Annotated in this window: 15 protein-coding genes; 4 read left to right on the top strand and 11 right to left on the bottom strand. The window is 46.3% G+C overall.

The features are described from left to right. Window positions 1-207 precede the first annotated feature (207 nt). The gene (locus AB4558_RS09880) at window positions 208-1,578 is read left to right on the top strand and encodes an ATP-binding protein (protein WP_372073605.1); all 1,371 of its coding nucleotides are present in this window, start codon (window positions 208-210) and stop codon (window positions 1,576-1,578) included. Further along, window positions 1,575-2,240: a response regulator gene (locus AB4558_RS09875; protein WP_010432275.1), complete on the top strand. Its 666-nt coding sequence runs from the start codon at window positions 1,575-1,577 to the stop codon at window positions 2,238-2,240. Before AB4558_RS09880 ends, AB4558_RS09875 begins: the two co-directional genes overlap by 4 nt. A gap of 75 nt (window positions 2,241-2,315) precedes the next feature. On the opposite strand, the gene AB4558_RS09870 is transcribed toward AB4558_RS09875, so the two are convergent. The 6 genes from AB4558_RS09870 to AB4558_RS09845 all read right to left on the bottom strand — a co-directional run bounded on the left by AB4558_RS09870 (window position 2,316) and on the right by AB4558_RS09845 (window position 7,735). Next, entirely contained in the window at window positions 2,316-2,975 is a 660-nt protein-coding gene (locus AB4558_RS09870) for an HAD family phosphatase (RefSeq protein WP_102320939.1), read from the bottom strand. Window position 2,976: 1 nt separating this feature from the next. After that, window positions 2,977-3,996: an ABC transporter ATP-binding protein gene (locus AB4558_RS09865; RefSeq protein ID WP_017091955.1), complete on the bottom strand. Its 1,020-nt coding sequence runs from the start codon at window positions 3,994-3,996 to the stop codon at window positions 2,977-2,979. Beyond that, window positions 3,996-4,781 (bottom strand): ABC transporter permease, encoded by a 786-nt coding sequence (locus AB4558_RS09860; RefSeq protein ID WP_004732591.1) that lies wholly within the window; start codon window positions 4,779-4,781, stop codon window positions 3,996-3,998. The genes AB4558_RS09865 and AB4558_RS09860 overlap by 1 nt, the downstream gene beginning before the upstream one ends. Further along, a complete protein-coding gene (locus AB4558_RS09855; RefSeq protein ID WP_372158760.1) occupies window positions 4,781-5,674 on the bottom strand; it encodes an ABC transporter permease in 894 nt (297 codons plus the stop codon). Before AB4558_RS09855 ends, AB4558_RS09860 begins: the two co-directional genes overlap by 1 nt. Next, window positions 5,671-6,570, bottom strand: a complete 900-nt coding sequence (locus AB4558_RS09850) for an alkaline phosphatase family protein (RefSeq protein ID WP_137001617.1) — start codon at window positions 6,568-6,570, stop codon at window positions 5,671-5,673. Before AB4558_RS09850 ends, AB4558_RS09855 begins: the two co-directional genes overlap by 4 nt. A 61-nt stretch (window positions 6,571-6,631) precedes the next feature. Next, on the bottom strand, window positions 6,632-7,735 hold the full coding sequence (locus AB4558_RS09845; RefSeq protein ID WP_372073600.1) for an ABC transporter substrate-binding protein: 1,104 nt from the start codon (window positions 7,733-7,735) through the stop codon (window positions 6,632-6,634). A 211-nt stretch (window positions 7,736-7,946) separates the two neighbouring features. On the opposite strand from AB4558_RS09845, the gene AB4558_RS09840 reads away from it, so the two are divergent. Further along, window positions 7,947-8,675 carry a UTRA domain-containing protein gene (locus AB4558_RS09840; RefSeq protein ID WP_372057683.1) on the top strand — a complete coding sequence of 243 codons (729 nt, stop codon included), beginning with the start codon at window positions 7,947-7,949 and terminating at the stop codon, window positions 8,673-8,675. Between the two features lie 103 nt (window positions 8,676-8,778). On the opposite strand, the gene AB4558_RS09835 is transcribed toward AB4558_RS09840, so the two are convergent. The 4 genes from AB4558_RS09835 to AB4558_RS09820 form a co-directional block, all read right to left on the bottom strand. Beyond that, window positions 8,779-9,633: an amino acid ABC transporter ATP-binding protein gene (locus tag AB4558_RS09835; RefSeq protein WP_372073598.1), complete on the bottom strand. Its 855-nt coding sequence runs from the start codon at window positions 9,631-9,633 to the stop codon at window positions 8,779-8,781. Further along, window positions 9,626-10,291: an amino acid ABC transporter permease gene (locus tag AB4558_RS09830; RefSeq protein WP_017061228.1), complete on the bottom strand. Its 666-nt coding sequence runs from the start codon at window positions 10,289-10,291 to the stop codon at window positions 9,626-9,628. The genes AB4558_RS09835 and AB4558_RS09830 overlap by 8 nt, the downstream gene beginning before the upstream one ends. Window positions 10,292-10,428: 137 nt before the next feature. Continuing rightward, on the bottom strand, window positions 10,429-11,067 hold the full coding sequence (locus tag AB4558_RS09825; protein WP_102332331.1) for an amino acid ABC transporter permease: 639 nt from the start codon (window positions 11,065-11,067) through the stop codon (window positions 10,429-10,431). A 131-nt stretch (window positions 11,068-11,198) separates the two neighbouring features. Next, window positions 11,199-12,065, bottom strand: a complete 867-nt coding sequence (locus AB4558_RS09820) for a transporter substrate-binding domain-containing protein (protein WP_017061226.1) — start codon at window positions 12,063-12,065, stop codon at window positions 11,199-11,201. A 239-nt stretch (window positions 12,066-12,304) separates the two neighbouring features. On the opposite strand from AB4558_RS09820, the gene AB4558_RS09815 reads away from it, so the two are divergent. Beyond that, on the top strand, window positions 12,305-13,819 hold the full coding sequence (locus tag AB4558_RS09815; RefSeq protein WP_372073596.1) for a PLP-dependent aminotransferase family protein: 1,515 nt from the start codon (window positions 12,305-12,307) through the stop codon (window positions 13,817-13,819). A 205-nt stretch (window positions 13,820-14,024) separates the two neighbouring features. Here the strand turns inward: AB4558_RS09815 and AB4558_RS09810 are convergent, their stop codons facing one another. Next, window positions 14,025-15,341 carry an aspartate aminotransferase family protein gene (locus AB4558_RS09810; protein ID WP_017065135.1) on the bottom strand — a complete coding sequence of 439 codons (1,317 nt, stop codon included), beginning with the start codon at window positions 15,339-15,341 and terminating at the stop codon, window positions 14,025-14,027. Window positions 15,342-15,530: the final 189 nt, after the last annotated feature.

Raw genomic sequence — 15,530 nt, 5'->3', positions numbered from 1 at the left:
CTTAAGGTTCTGTCTATGTACATGGCCTAAGATGAATAAAGAAATCAATGTCCATATTTCCCACACGATCGAGGGCTAATATTGGTTTATCTCATTTTATTGTCTTAACTCACTCTATCGTCTTAATTCACTTTAATTTCTGGAGAGAACGTGCGCATATCAATTTTCACCAAACTGTTTGTTTCAATACTAATGGTGTGCGTGACCATGCTCTTTGTACTGACCTATTTTATTAACTCCAGTTTTCAAAGAGGGCTCCAAGATTTCACAAATAATAATGAGATTGCCCTAGCTCAAGAACTCGCCAATAACTTAAAGCAATATTACTCACCTTCCGAAAAATGGAGGCGGCTAGAGCGTGAACCACATTTAATCGCCAGTAGCATTGGCGGCCCCTCACGACCACATCCTCGTGACAGACACCCATCGCCACCACCATTAAGAGAGCCGGAAGCGCCAGGCCTTCAACCTATTTGGCAACGACTCAACATTTTAGATCAAGACGGGCGAGCCATAATTGGACCGCCTGAAAACCTACATCACCTTGAAGATGGTCAGCATCAAGCGCTAGTCGAAATAACACTGGATGATCAAGTTATTGGGTATATCTCCATCGTCCAGATGGATGAAATATCAGGGCCTTTAGCAGAAAGCTTTTTCAAACAACAAACGACGCATGTAAGCACTATCGCATCGATTACCGTGTTGCTTTCATTCCTTATCTCTTTGTTTCTTGTTAGGCGATTTTTGAAACCATTGCGTGCTTTGTCGAAAGGTGCCAAATCTATCGAAAATGGCGATCTCGATTTCTACATTAAAAAAAGCGGCAATGATGAATTGTCCGATCTCATCGGAATATTCAACGGTGTTGTCGAGACACTAAGAAAACAGAAAACACTTAGAGAACAGTGGTTATCAGATATTTCACATGAACTTAGAACGCCTATCACCGTGCTTAGAAGTGAACTAGAGGCGCTACAAGACGGTATTCGATCACCTGAACCAAAATACATCGACTCGTTACATCAACAAATCATCACACTGGGTCAACTCGTTGAGGATCTTCACCAACTCTCCCTGTATGACATCGGATTTAACCTCAATGTTAAAAACAACGTTGATATAGATAAACTGATTGATTCTGTGATCGTTCAAAACTCGATCCGTTTAGAACAAAAAAACATCACATTAACAAAGCACTATGACCATTCGGCGCCACTGTTTACCTCGTGTGATGAGAGATTACTGACACAACTGTTTGTGAATCTGTTGGAAAATAGCGCACGATACACTAGCGATAATGGGCATGTATCGATAGATGTTACCGACATTAGTGATAGTATTATTATCAACGTTGAAGACAGTGATCCAGGTGTACCTGATGCATCACTTCCACGTTTATTTGAGAGGCTTTACCGCGTTGATAAATCGCGCAGTCGCTCAAGTGGCGGTTCTGGACTTGGCTTATCTATCTGTAAAAATATCGTTGAAGCGCACCAAGGACACATTACTGCCGACCACTCAGAATTGGGTGGACTACGAATCATCATAGCGTTACCAAAGGAAATAAAATCGTGATTTTAGTCGTCGAAGATGAGCCTGCATTAGCAAGTGTACTGTGTGAGTACTTAGAGCACTCTGGCCTTGAAAGTCATCATATTATCGATGGTAACCTTGTCATTGACTGGGTAAAGCAAGCATCGCCTAAACTCATTATTCTCGACCTCATGCTACCCAATCGAGACGGGTTGGATATTTATCGAGAGCTGAGAACGTTCAGTGACATCCCAGTGGTTATGGCGACAGCCAAGGTCGAAGAGATCGATCGACTCGTTGGGCTTGAATTGGGTGCAGATGATTATATATGTAAGCCGTACAGCCCGAGAGAAGTAGTCGTGAGGGTGAAAAATATTTTGCGCCGTTCCAACAAGCCCCAAGCCACGTCAGCAACGAACGCCATTGATATTGATGAATTGAGTATGACCGCCGTCCTATGTGGTATTAAGCTAAGTTTAACGCCAGCTGAGTTTCGGCTTTTGCACCTTCTTTATCAAAATGTTGGCCGCATTTATAGTCGCGATCAATTGATTGATAAAATCTACGACGATAGAAGAGTGGTCAGTGATCGCACTATCGATAGCCATATTAAAAACTTACGCAAAAAAATGGTCTCGATAAATGAAAAATGTGACTACATCAAATCCATTTACGGGATAGGTTACAAACTAGAAATAGAATAATACGAATCATAAAGCCGCTTTCATCAGCGGCTTTTTTCGTTCTAAAGCGAACATAATTCAAAGATGGGATCAGCGTTAATCCCAGTTGAGAATCGACCAGTTCAGTTGATCGGCTAACGCTTTTAAACGCGGACATGGGTTCACCAGATAGGCAAAATCGGCATGTTCACACAAAGGTAAGTCGTTGATTGAATCCGTATAAAAGTGGATATCTGAGTAATTGGTTTCTTGATTGTCTAACCACTCTTTTAAACGCGTCACTTTGCCTTCACGATAGCTTGGTACGCCTGATATTTGAGAAGTAAAACGGCCTTGGTTTTCAATCAAATCAATACCGAGTGCATTCTCGATACCAATCTTACGGCCGACCGCTTCTACTAAGAAAGTGACGCTGGCTGAGATGATCAACATGTCGATATCGTCACGCTCTAACTGCTCAATCAAAGGTTTCGACTGCTTGAACTGTTTAGGCAAAATATGCTGTTCAACACACTCTTCCACCAAGGCGGTGACTTGCTCTGTTGGCATATCGGCTAATGGCTGCATGGAAAACGTGAGGTAATCTTCCATGTTCAGTTTGCCTTCCGAATACAGGCCCATTAAGCGTTTATCTTCATCAATAAAGTTGGGCGCAGTGGCAATGCCCTTTTCAACCAAGAATTCATTCCAAAGCATCGCTGCATCGGCATTGATCAGCGTTTCGTCCATATCAAATACATACAAAGGTTTGAACATCTTAGGCTCTCACAGGTTGAATTTCGTTAAGGTTAAACAGGAGTTCAAGTTGGCTGCCGTTTGCCAACAGTCGCTCAGAGGAACGGTTAAGTAAATCGACAGTTAATTCACATTCATCGACGTCCACTTGGTAGCGAATCACATTACCCAAGAGCTGGTGGTTACGAATTGTGCCCGTTTTCGGCGCAGAGATATGCTCGCCATACTGTCGGCCTTGCTCTTTCACGTAGATAGATTCAGGGCGAATCGCCACTTTCCACTCTGTTTCAATATTGAAAAGTTGCTTGGCTTTGTTCGCTTGCACCAGATTGTAGTGCCCCATGAACCCAGCAACAAACTCATTAGCAGGTTGAGTGTAGATCTCTTCGGGTGTGCCGGCTTGTACGATCTCACCTTTATTCATCAAGAAGATGCGGTCAGACATGATCATCGCTTCTTCTTGATCGTGAGTCACGAAGATCGTGGTCAGGTTCATCTCTTTTTGAATATCTCGAATCTGTTGGCGAAGGTGTTTACGGATCTTCGCATCCAACGCCGAAAGTGGCTCATCAAGTAGCAGAATACGCGGCTTGACCACCAAGGCTCTTGCCAAGGCGACACGCTGGCGTTGACCACCCGATAGCTGATGCGGGTAAAACTTCTCTTTGCCCGTTAAGTCCACCAGCCCAATCACTTTCGCGACTTCGTGTTTAATTTCATCGGCAGCAAGCTTTTTCATCTTAAGGCCAAACGCAATGTTGCCTTCAACCGTCATGTTTGGGAACAGCGCATAAGATTGAAACACCATGCCGATGCCACGCTGTTGTGGCACTTGGTGAGTAATCTCTTCACCGTTGACCCAGATCTCGCCACCATCAACAGGATTCAGGCCTGCCAAGCTGCGCAGTAGAGTCGATTTACCACAGCCACTTGGGCCAAGCAGAGTAATGAATTCGCCCTTCTCGATGGAAAATTCAATATCTTCAAACACCGTGTTGTCACCAAAGCGCTTGGTGAGGTTTTTCGCATTTACATAGCTCATTATTTTGTTCCCTGGCTGAAACGACTTGCCAACCAAGTCAGTAAGAAAATAAACAGGAAGTACGTCATCACAAGGGCTGACGTGAAGTGGCCGCTGGTTTGACGCATGTTGTATAGGTAGATTTGCAGTGTCTCGTAACGTGTACCCACCAAGATGTTGGCGAACACGAACTCGCCCAATAGGAACGAGAACGACAAGAACAATGACGCCATTAAGCCTTTCTTAAGGTTTGGCAGAATAATCAACAAGAACGCCTTGGTGGTACTTGCACCGAGCAGATGTGCTGCATCCATCAAGTCATGCAAGTTAATCGCTTCAAAGCTGTTGGCAATCGCGCGGTACATGAATGGCAGCGCGATGGTGAAGTAAGTACCAATCAAAATCCACGGCGTGCCTATCAGTGAGATTTCGCTGTCTGCATACAGCTGAAGCAAGCCGACTGACGACACTACTGGCGGCACCGCGAACGGCAATAAAATCAGGATATTCATCACCTTGTCGAGTTTCGGGAAATAGTAAAACACAACGAAAATCGCAGGCAGAACCAACACCACACTCAATGACAGCGCCGCCACACAGATAAACAGGGAACGACCAAAGGCTTGTAAGAAGCGAGGATCCGTCAACAGGTTGATATACCAATCTAACGTGAAGCCATCCGGCAGGATCGTCGCGCCCCAACGAGAAGAGATCGAGTAGATAAAGGTCGCCAAGATCGGGATCATCATGATGCCAACAATCGAATAGACCACGGTTTTATGAAAACGTGTATTTACGGTGTTCATTACTTTCTCTTCCCTGCGTAGCTTTTGCTGATCAGCCATTGGTTAATCACGGTGATGAAGGCCAGCATCGCCATCAGAATCACTGAAATTGCCGCAGCTAGGTTTGGTTCTAAGAACAAGTCGCCCGATACCAAGCTCGCGATTCGAATCGTAATCACGTTGTAGTTGCCCGAGGTCAACGCATACACGCTCGCGTAGGCGCCAATCGCATTAGCAATCAAGATGATGAAGGTGCCGAACAAGGCAGGAGATAGCACAGGCAGCGCGATTTTTGTCCAATACTGCCAAGTTTTCGCGCCAAGCAATGCCGAAGCTGCTTGCCAGTCGTCACTCAGGGTATCGAACGCTGGATACAGCAACAACACCGCCAATGGGATCTGGAAGTAGATGTAAATCGCCAGCAAGCCCCATTTACCGTACAGGTCGAAATCACCTAGTAATCCATACTGCTTGAGCAACAAGGTAATCGCACCGTTGGTCCCAAGGATGATGATGAAAGCGAAAGACAACGGAACGCCAGAAAAATTACTGCTCATGTTGGTGAAAGCAATCACCGCATCGCGGATTTTAGAATCAACGCGGCGCAGTGAAGAAACGAGCAGAGTCGCAATCGCTAAGCCAACAATGCTCGACCAAATCGACAACCATAAACTGTTGCCAAAAGCCTGCATCATAAAGGCAGAATCGAACACTTCAGCGTAGTTTTCGAGAGAGAGTTCGTCGTCATAGAAGAAGCTGTTGATCAGCACCCAAACCATAGGTGCCAGTTGGAACAGATAGAAAAACAATGCGAAAGGCGCAAGCCACAAAGCGGGCTTGAAGCGTTGAAACAAAGATTTGGTTTTGGGTTTAAGCGCAGAGCCATCGCTCTGCGTGATTACAGAACTGCTCATAGGGCCAACAATTCCTGAGTGTAAGATTTATCGTGATCTAAGTTGAGTAGCTGACACACGCTGCCGCAGATGTCGGTCTGTTTCACTGCACAAGCTTGGTGTGTAAACTTATCGCCAATCACAAAGAAAGGCACTTCACGCTCTTCAGGCAGAATGCCACCATGAGACAGGTCATTGTTCATGCCATGGTCACTGGTGATGATCACTTGATAACCATCATCTACCCATTTCTCAAGGTAGTTCGATAGGTAGATATCCGCGCCACGAGCACTATTACGGTACTGGCGAGAATCCAGCCCGTGCTTATGTCCCATGTCGTCAATGTTCATTGGGTGAATCAATAAGAAATCAGGCTGATGAGTGACGCGCAGGTGCTCAGCATCCAAGAACAAGGCTTCATCTGGGTAGTGGTCCCAGTGGTAGAAACAACCGTGTTGGATGTTCATGGTTTCATCGTTGGTGAAACGGTCACGTACTGCATCAAATGGCGCTCGGTTATATAACTCGCTCACCCAATGATATGCCGCTGCAGCCGTCACTTTGTTCTGCGACTTCGCCAAGCTAAATACCGACTCGTGATTCGATAAACGCACGATTTGATTGTTGACGATGCCACTCTCGACAGGGCGAACCCCAGTTAAAATGCACTCATACAGTGGACGGGACATAGATGGCAGCTCACACTGCACAGGGTAAAGCGTGGCGCGCAGCTTGTTTTTTTGCGTGCTCTGCGAAGTGCTCTGTTTATTCTGCAAATCGCCCTGTTTCTCATGCATATCGCCCTGTTTTGTCTGCAAATCGCTTAGTTCTAGAAGACCGTTCAGGTAACCCATGCAATCACGGGCTACCTGATAATTCAGTCCATCTAGAACAACAAGGATAACCTTATTGCTCATGGTCTATTCTCTGTTGCTTGTTTCTATAAGCCACCCGTTACAGGTGGTGTGTTAAGCGGGATTACTGCTGGTGAATCAATACGCTTTCTTGCCATTGGCGCGGCAGACGACGTGCTGATTTTTCCCATGCTGAGAAGTCAGTGACGGGATGAACGTTGCTGTATTGCTCGTTCGAGATCAGCTTGTCTTGTACTGATTGAGGTAGCGTAACGTTGCTACGGATTGGACGTGCGTAACCTTCTGCTAGGTTGATTTGGCCTTGGTCGCTGAAGATGTATTCACGAGCCAACTTCGCCGCGTTCGGGTTTTGTGCGTATTTGTTAATGATGGTGGTGTAACCAGAAATCACTGAGCCATCTTGTGGAATGCTGACGGTAAAGCGCTCACGGTCAATCTTGTCGCGGTAATTCAGTGCGTTGAAATCCCACATGATTGCCACTTCCACTTCGCCTTTTTCAAGGTTAGCGATGCTTGGGTCGGTGTAAGACAGACGGCCTTGCTTCGCTAATTCACCAAAGAATTTAATCGCCGGTTTTAGGTTTGACTCGTCACCACCGTTAGCAAATGCAGCCGCTAGAATCGCGTTGTTGGCTTGCGCTGCTACGCCGACATCGCCCACTGTGACTTTGTAGTCACCTTCTAGTAAGTCACTCCAAGTTTTCGGTGCATCTTCAACAAGGTTGTTGTTGGAAATGAAAGAGATGGTGCCAGTGTAAGCCAGAGCCCAATGACCATCTTTGTCTTTTGCCCAGTCTGGAATATCATTCCAAGCGGTTGGTTTGTATGGCTGAGTGACGTTTTTCTTTACGGCCACACGTGCGAATGCGAAACCCACATCACCAATATCAGCGGTTGCGTTTTTCTTCTCTGCTTCAAATTTCGAGATCTCCTGAGCCGAGCTCATATCGGTATCCTGATGCTTCAAACCGTAGTTTGCTTTCAGGTCAGTCCATGTGCCTTTCCAGTTTGCCCAACTGTCTGGCATACCCACACTGTAAACTGCACCCTCTTTTTGAGCGGCTTCAATCAGTGACTCAAGATCAGCATCCTTCGCCATCGCTGGCATTGAAAGTGCTGCCGTTATTAGCGTTGCGCCGATTAATTTTGCAGGTGAACCGATTAATTTAGCTGGCGATACAGTTGAACGGCTAAGCAAAGTTTTCATTGTCTCTATCCTTCTGGACTAGGTCAGTAAGTTCGTTTTGTATGCTATAGCCGGAATGTGACGGTTTGCCGTAAGTTATTTGACAGTTCGAGTGCATTTACGTGGCAGTTATATTTCACTCATATGACAATAAGCCATTGTTTACTGTCACATTCCTGTTAACTCCATGGTTTACCTTATTAAGCACACGAACTTATGGACTAGATCAGTAATGAGAACATTGGGCACCGGGCAATCAGGGACACAGTTAGGAAGAATTAAGGCGAGTATTCGAGAGCAGCTTCAATCAGGTATCTTCATTGAAGGGCAAAAACTGCCATCAGAAAGAAACCTTAGCGAGCTGTTTTCCACCACACGAATCACGCTCAAAGATGCATTGGTGTCATTAGAAACCGAAGGTCTGATATACAGAGAAGAGCGGCGAGGCTGGTATGTGTCACCCGAACGAATTCGCTACAACCCGCTGTCTCGCTCTCACTTTCATCAAATGATTCGCGAACAACATCGTATTGCAGAAACAAGGCTGCTGAGCACCCGCACAGAGATGGCCGCGGGCGATTACGCCAAAGCATTAGAGATAGAACAGATAACGCCGATACACGTGATTGAGCGCTTGCGTTTTATTGATGGTAGAGCAGTGCTGTTTGTTGAAAATGTACTGAAAGCGCCCTTATTTGATGGTGTCTTGTCGGAAAACCTCACCATGTCACTAACAGGCATCTACCGAGAAAAATACGGCTACGAGACCCAACGCTCGCGTTTTGATGTAATTCCCACTTCAGCCCCAGCCTATGTCGCTAAGGCGCTAAATTTGGCTGAGGGTCAACCGGTGCTGAAGATCTGCCGTGTGAACTACAAGCAAGATGGCGAGTTGATGGACTGCGAACTGGAATACTGGCGACCAGACTCAGTAGTGATCCACATTGATAGCATTGGCTAGTACCACATCCTCTTAATGCGGTAGCAACACAAATACAAAAACTCCGACTGATTCAGTCGGAGTTTTTTAACAATCAAACATTAAGGTGCGCGAATCATCTAGCTCATGAATCAAGCTTGAGGAACTTCCTTACCCTTGTTGAATCTGGGTTAGTGAAGAACTTCTCAGGGTTGGATTTCTCAATCAAGATGCCCTTCTCAAGGAATACCACCTGATCCGATACCTGACGCGCAAACTCCATCTCATGTGTCACAACCACCATGGTGTAGCCCTCTTGCGACAGTTTCTTCATCACCAACAACACCTCTTCGACCAATTCAGGATCGAGTGCTGACGTTGGTTCATCAAACAGCAACACATCCGGCTCCATCGCGAGAGCTCTGGCAATAGCGACACGTTGCTTTTGCCCACCCGATAACATGCTTGGGTAGTTCTCTAGTTTGTGCGACATACCAACCTTATCGAGTTGCTTACGTGCCATCTCTTCGGCGTCTGATTTCGCTATCTTCTTAACGTGAACGAGCGCTTCCATAACGTTTTGCAACACGGTTAAATGCGGCCACAAGTTGAAGCTTTGGAAAACCATACCAAGGCGCTCTCTGAGTTTCGCCAGCTCTTTATATTTGAGTGGTTTACCCGTTTCAGAGTTGATACCAATACGCTCATCACCCATAAAAATCGTGCCGCGCTCTGGCTGTTCTAGCCAATTCATGCAACGTAATAGCGTCGATTTCCCCGACCCAGACGAACCGAGAATACTCACCACATCGCCTTTGTTGATGTTGAGGTTGATGTCTCGCAGTACTTCGATGCCATCAAACTGTTTCGACAGGTTTTCAACCTTAATGATCGTCTCTCGTTCTTCCAATAGTGGTTCGTACTCAATCACTTCCAAATTCACGCCCAAAGAAGGGTTAATCGGTGCTTCCGTTTCAATAATCTCTGATTGTTTAAGCATGGCTAAGCCCTCTAAGTTCAACTTTGGTTTGGATTCGTTTGGTGATGGTTTCAAGTGCAATACTCACGGCCCAGTAGAGCGCGATAGCAATGATGAACGCATTCAATGGGATGAAGTACGTTGATTGAATGCTGTTGGCGGCCGCGGTAATTTCTGCGACGGTGATGATGCTAAGAAACGCAGTGTCTTTTAAGCAGATGATGAGTTGGTTCGTGATCAGTGGAACCGACTTAAACAACACATTTGGGGTAATAACTCGGGTAAATGTTTTGAATTTAGAGAAGCCATAAGCGTGCGCCGCTTCGATGTAACCTGGCTCTAATCCTTTACGAACACCTCGGAAAATCTCACAAAAATAGGTACCGTGATAGAGACTTAGCGCGATGATTCCCGCTGTAATCGCATCGAGTCGAATACCAACCTGCGGCAACCCGTAATAGAGCAGGTACGCTAAGATAAGAAACGGCAAGGTGCGCATCATGCCTATCAAACTATTGATGGTGTACTTCACACCAAGTTTTGAGTTTTCGAGGCAATACAACAAACCGATGCCAATGATGAAACTCAAGATTGAAGACGAAACAAAAAGATAAAATGTGGTCACAAACCCTGAAGCAAACAGCTCTTTTTGTTGCCAGATAATATTCCATTCTTCCATATTTACTCCTTAAACTTACCCGCTCAATAACGCATCACAAGCAGGTAAATGGTGTTTCTGACCAAGTAGCCATGACGGCTAAACTGTGGTTGTTGTTGATAGCTGTGACTGAGGTAGATTACTGATAGCCACACTTACTACTGCAGATAAGTAGCTCGGTTTTCAGCCACCGCTTGCAACTTCACCAACACGCCAATAATCAACATGTAAATGGCACCGGCACATAGAATCGGCCCAAGTGGTTCATAGGTAACCGCAGAGATTCGATTGGTGACACGAGTTAGGTCGACGATGCCGATCACCGCAATCGCTGGGCTGCCTTTGATTAAGAACGACATCTCATTGACTAGCGCTGGTAGGCTCATGATCACCATTTGCGGGAACATGATGCGGCGAAAATAAGTGATACGTCTCATACCAATGGCTTCTGCCGCTTCCATTTGTCCTTTTGAAAAGTTAAGAAAGGCATTGCGCCAAATCTCTGCATTGAATGCCGATGTATTGAGTGTGAGAGCTAAAATAGCAGAAACGTGTTTATCTAAATTGATGCCAAATGACGGAAAAGAAAGGAAAATAAACAGAGCCAGTGTCACCAAAGGCGTTGCTCGTGCCCAGCTGACATAGATACCCAGCATTTGATCCACAAACGGGATTTTCATCATTCGAATTAAAGCAATGACTAGCCCGATGACGACACCTAATACAATCGAGACTGCCGATATCCATGCCGTAGCCCACGCGCCCTGTAGCAACTGTTCCCAAGCGTAATAATCCATAAACGACCTCTTTGATAAGCGACTTCTTTCGATAGGTTTTGCGCAAATGACTCATGGGTTAAACCGCTTTGAACCCATTGGCATGGACACAAACAGCCGTTAACTGTTTGTGTCAGCGCATGCTTATCCATCTATTGGACTGCTGTTAGCTTGTGATACTGCTCAACGGAAGTGATGGCCTCTGAAGGCAGTTGGTCGAACGACTCACCGAACCACTTCTTCTGCAACTCCGCCATTTTTCCTGTTTGCTCTAGGTGCAGGAAAAACTCCGTTAGGTATGCCAAAAGCTCAGGGTTCTCTTTAGGAACAGGCCAGCTCACGAAACCAGGACCAGACACCGCCTCGCCTTTTTTGAACACCTTCGACTTGGATTTCACCACCTCGTTAACGGAAACGACGCTGTTGATCACGTAGTCTATTCGGCCGATTGCCAAGTCGGAATACGCTTCTGGGTAGGATTGATACTGCACCACTTTACCCAAAGACTTGCCTTGTGCTTCGAGCATCACTTCGAGCTCTGGAAGCCTTTCTAGCAAAGCACTGCCCGCTTGTAAGCCCACTGTTTTTCCATCTAAATCGGCTACCGTATTAATATCTTCCGCGTCAGCTCTGGTTAAGAAGTAATGCTGCGCTGAAGCGATAGGTGGAGTGAAATCAAAGGCCTTCAAGCGAGCATCGGTAATGATCGCGCCAGTTAACGCCACATCATATTGACCCGCAGATACCGAAGCGAGTAGTCCTGTCCAAGGTAAGATCTCTTGTTCGATATCGAACTTCGAATATTCACGTAACTCATCAAGCAAATCTTTGTTAATCCCCGCAGGCTTACCGCGGTCGATATAGTTGAATGGAGAGTAGTTATCTTCTGTCGCCACTTTCATGAAGCCTTGCTTTTCGATGGCTGCAAGCTCCGATGCTTGTGCGACTCCAAAACAACCCAGTACAACGGTCGCTGCCGCTGTTGAAACCCATGCCTTCATCGTCATTCCCTGTTTCATACGCTTTCCTTATCGAGATTATTTGCCTGCCTTTACTTTATGAACGGAATGCATCGAAGACGTAGAGCCAATTTAATTTTCAGGTTGGGACAGAGCGCTTTTCTAGTTTGGGACAACGTAATTTTCGGGGTTGAGAGAGAGCAAAAGCTGTCCCTAGAACATCAATATGAACTCTGGCGCATTTCTTGCTCTTTTATACAAATTGGACTGAGGTTCACTGAGAATAAGGACTGTATCTCATGGCGATAAATCACAATTGTTTCATCGAGTTTGATTCCAAAAGAAGCCTGCAAGAACAAGTACGTAGCTATTTGGTGACGGCGATATTGAATGGTATTTTTCCGGCTGAACAAGCGCTTCCGTCTTGTCGTAAGCTGTCTAGCCAATTGGGTGTTTCACGCAATACTGTCTCCTTGGTGTACGACAGTTTGCTCGACGATGGCTACCTCATCAGTAAGCCTCGCAGTGGTTATTACCTTTCAGAAAAGTATCAAAATCCGAGTGATACTATCGACGCGAGTTTGGATCATTTTGAATCAGCCGACAGCGACAATGCACCGGATTGGAGCAAACGCGTTAAGCTGCAATTGGGCCAATACCCACGCATCGTCAAACCCTCGCATTGGAGTTGTTACCAATACCCATTTATTTTTGGCCAACCCTCTATCAATGACTTCCCATTAGCTCAATGGCGAGAAGCGACAAGAAAGGTCACCTCAGACCCACATGATCACCGCTGGCTTTGCGACAAGGTCGATAAAGACGTCGACATGCTGGTCGAACAGATACGCACAAGGGTGCTCCCACAGCGCGGTATTCATGCCCAAAGTGATGAGATCCTCATAACCTTAGGTTCGCAGAATGCGCTGTATTTGATTTCGACTTTGCTCATGAACCATCAGAGTCGAGTCGGAGTCGAGAACCCCGGCTACAAAGAAGCGAATCACATCTTCAATCTCTCTGGCGCGCAGTTACACCCGCATCAAGTGGATGAACAAGGATTGAGATTCAATGAGCACTCTTCACTGTGTGATCACTTCTATGTCACGCCTAGCCATCAAGCTCCAACCGGCGTCACCATGAGTGATGAGCGTCGAACTCAGTTACTTGAAATGGCCAAAGCCAATGACGCGGTAATTATCGAAGATGACTATGACGCCGAGTGCAACGTGGAGTGGAATCCTAAACCCGCGCTAAAAGCCAATGACAAGGAAGGGAGAGTCATCTACGTCAGCAGCTTCTCTAAGCTACTGGCACCCGGCTTGAGGTTAGGCTACATCGTGGCACCTGAAGAGTTAATCTACGACCTTAGAATACTGCGTCGCTTGATGTACCGACATGCGCCAAGCCGTGTTCAGATGGAAGTAGCACACTTTATTGAACAAGGCTACTACGACAGCTTTGTGAGGCGCTTTAGAGAAAACACTCGCCAGCGCTGGAAGCTGATCAACGATGCTGTCTTGAAGTACTTACCTGACTGCAAGCGACTGGCTCAAAGCGAGCAGGCCAACTCTCTGTGGCTACAAACGCCCAGTCACATCAATAGCCAACGCTTAGCGTCACGAGCCGCACAAAAAGGGATTTTGATTGAGACAGGGTATTCTCACTTCATGACCGATCCTGAAACCAAGTTGAGCAATGAAACTTCATCCGAATTTGATCCTAATTCTTATTTCAGGTTGGGCTTTCACGCCATCGACAAAGACTTGATCGCCCCCGGCATCAAAGAGCTGTCAGAGGTAATGAAGAGCTAGCATCACAAAGGGTTATGTAGACGTTGTTATTCAAGACAATGACGTAAAAAAGAGCATCAATCGATGCTCTTTTTCGACTATACCTAACCAATTGGAAGCTAGACACTCAAAAGCCAAGCACTCAGGAAAAATAAGCACTTTGAAAAGAACGGGGAATCCTTTGCCAAAGTGCCTTGGTTGCTGTGCTAGCTATCTTATTGAAGAATTAAGAAGCAAGTTCAAACAACACTTCATCAATGATCTTAACGCCTTTCTTTATCTCGCTTGGCTGAATAACCAAAGGTGGCGCAACGTGAATGCGGTTATTCACAATGAAGGTCAACAGGCCTCGCTTGGTCAATTGCGCTTTCAATTGCCCCATTTTTTCATTGCTCAAAGGTGTTTTACTTTCACGATCTTCCACCAGCTCTACAGCCCAGAACATCCCTTTGCCGCGCACATCACCAATCATAGGGTGCAACTCTTGAAGGCTCAGTAGAAGCGGCCCTAAAACGCTGTTACCGACGTTATCAGCGTGTGTGACAATGCCCTCTTGCTCCATCACATCGAGCGTTGCAACGATAGAAGCCATCGCCAAAGGGTGACCAGAGTACGTTAAGCCGCCCATAAAGAAGTTTGACTTAAAGTACTCAACGATCGGTTCGCTGACCACCACGCCACCAGCCGGCACATAACCCGAGTTCACCCCTTTCGCGAAAGTAATCAGATCCGGCACTACATTAAAGTGCTCAAACGCAAACCACTTACCCGTGCGGCCAAAGCCGACCATGACTTCATCGAATATCAACTGAATGCCATGTTTGGTTGCCAGCTCACGCACGCCGATAAGGTAATCTTTGGGCGGAATGAGAAAACCAGCCGTTCCCGGAATCGTCTCTAGGATAATCGCCGCAATCGCCGTTGGTCCTTCGCATTCAATCACTCGCTCTAAATGCTGCAGGGCACGCTCACTCTCTTCTGCCTCAGTCGCCGCGTTGAATTCGCTTCGATAGAGAAATGGATTGAAGAAGTGAACGTGCCCACGGCTATACTCGTTTGGAATTCGACGAAAATCCCCCGTCGCAGCAATAGCAGTACCTGTATTGCCATGGTAAGAACGGTAAGCAGATAGCACCTTGTCGCGCCCTGTGAATTGTCGCGCCATGCGAATCGCATTTTCGTTGGCATCTGCCCCTGCATTGGTAAAGAACACCTTCTTAAACGAGCTTGGCGCTTTCGACAAGATACGCTTAGCCGCCAAACCACGAGTGAGGTTGGCGGTCGCAGGGGCAACGGTCACTAATGAATCAGCCTGATCTTTAATCGCTTTGATCACTTGTGGATGCTGATGACCAATGTTGGTGTTAACCAGTTGGCTACTAAAATCAAGGTATTCTTTACCTTCATAGTCCCACATTTTGCATCCTTGCCCACCCGCAATGGCGATAGGCTCCGCTGCTTCTTGAATCGACCAAGAATGAAATACGCTCTTGTCGAGGTCGATAATATCTTGGTTCACAAGCTGTTCTGTTGATACTTCCATTTCATCGTCTCCATTAACAACACTAGATTCACAGCCGCTCGTGCTTGGCTCGTCTTCGAGAATGAAAGACACAAAACACGACATTGAAAAGGCTGCGCTATCGGATGGAATAATCTTCATCCCAAACAGGGCGGAGGTCATAGTGTCAGTTTCAACAAAACATTGGGCCAGTACATCAGCCCAAGTCTC

Origin of the sequence: Vibrio sp. 10N.222.51.C5, assembly GCF_041474575.1 — a bacterium.
Classification (GTDB): Bacteria; Pseudomonadota; Gammaproteobacteria; order Enterobacterales; family Vibrionaceae; genus Vibrio; species Vibrio crassostreae_C.
The sequence above is the reverse complement of the archived record's forward strand: the minus strand, read 5'-3'. Positions and strand labels throughout refer to the sequence as shown.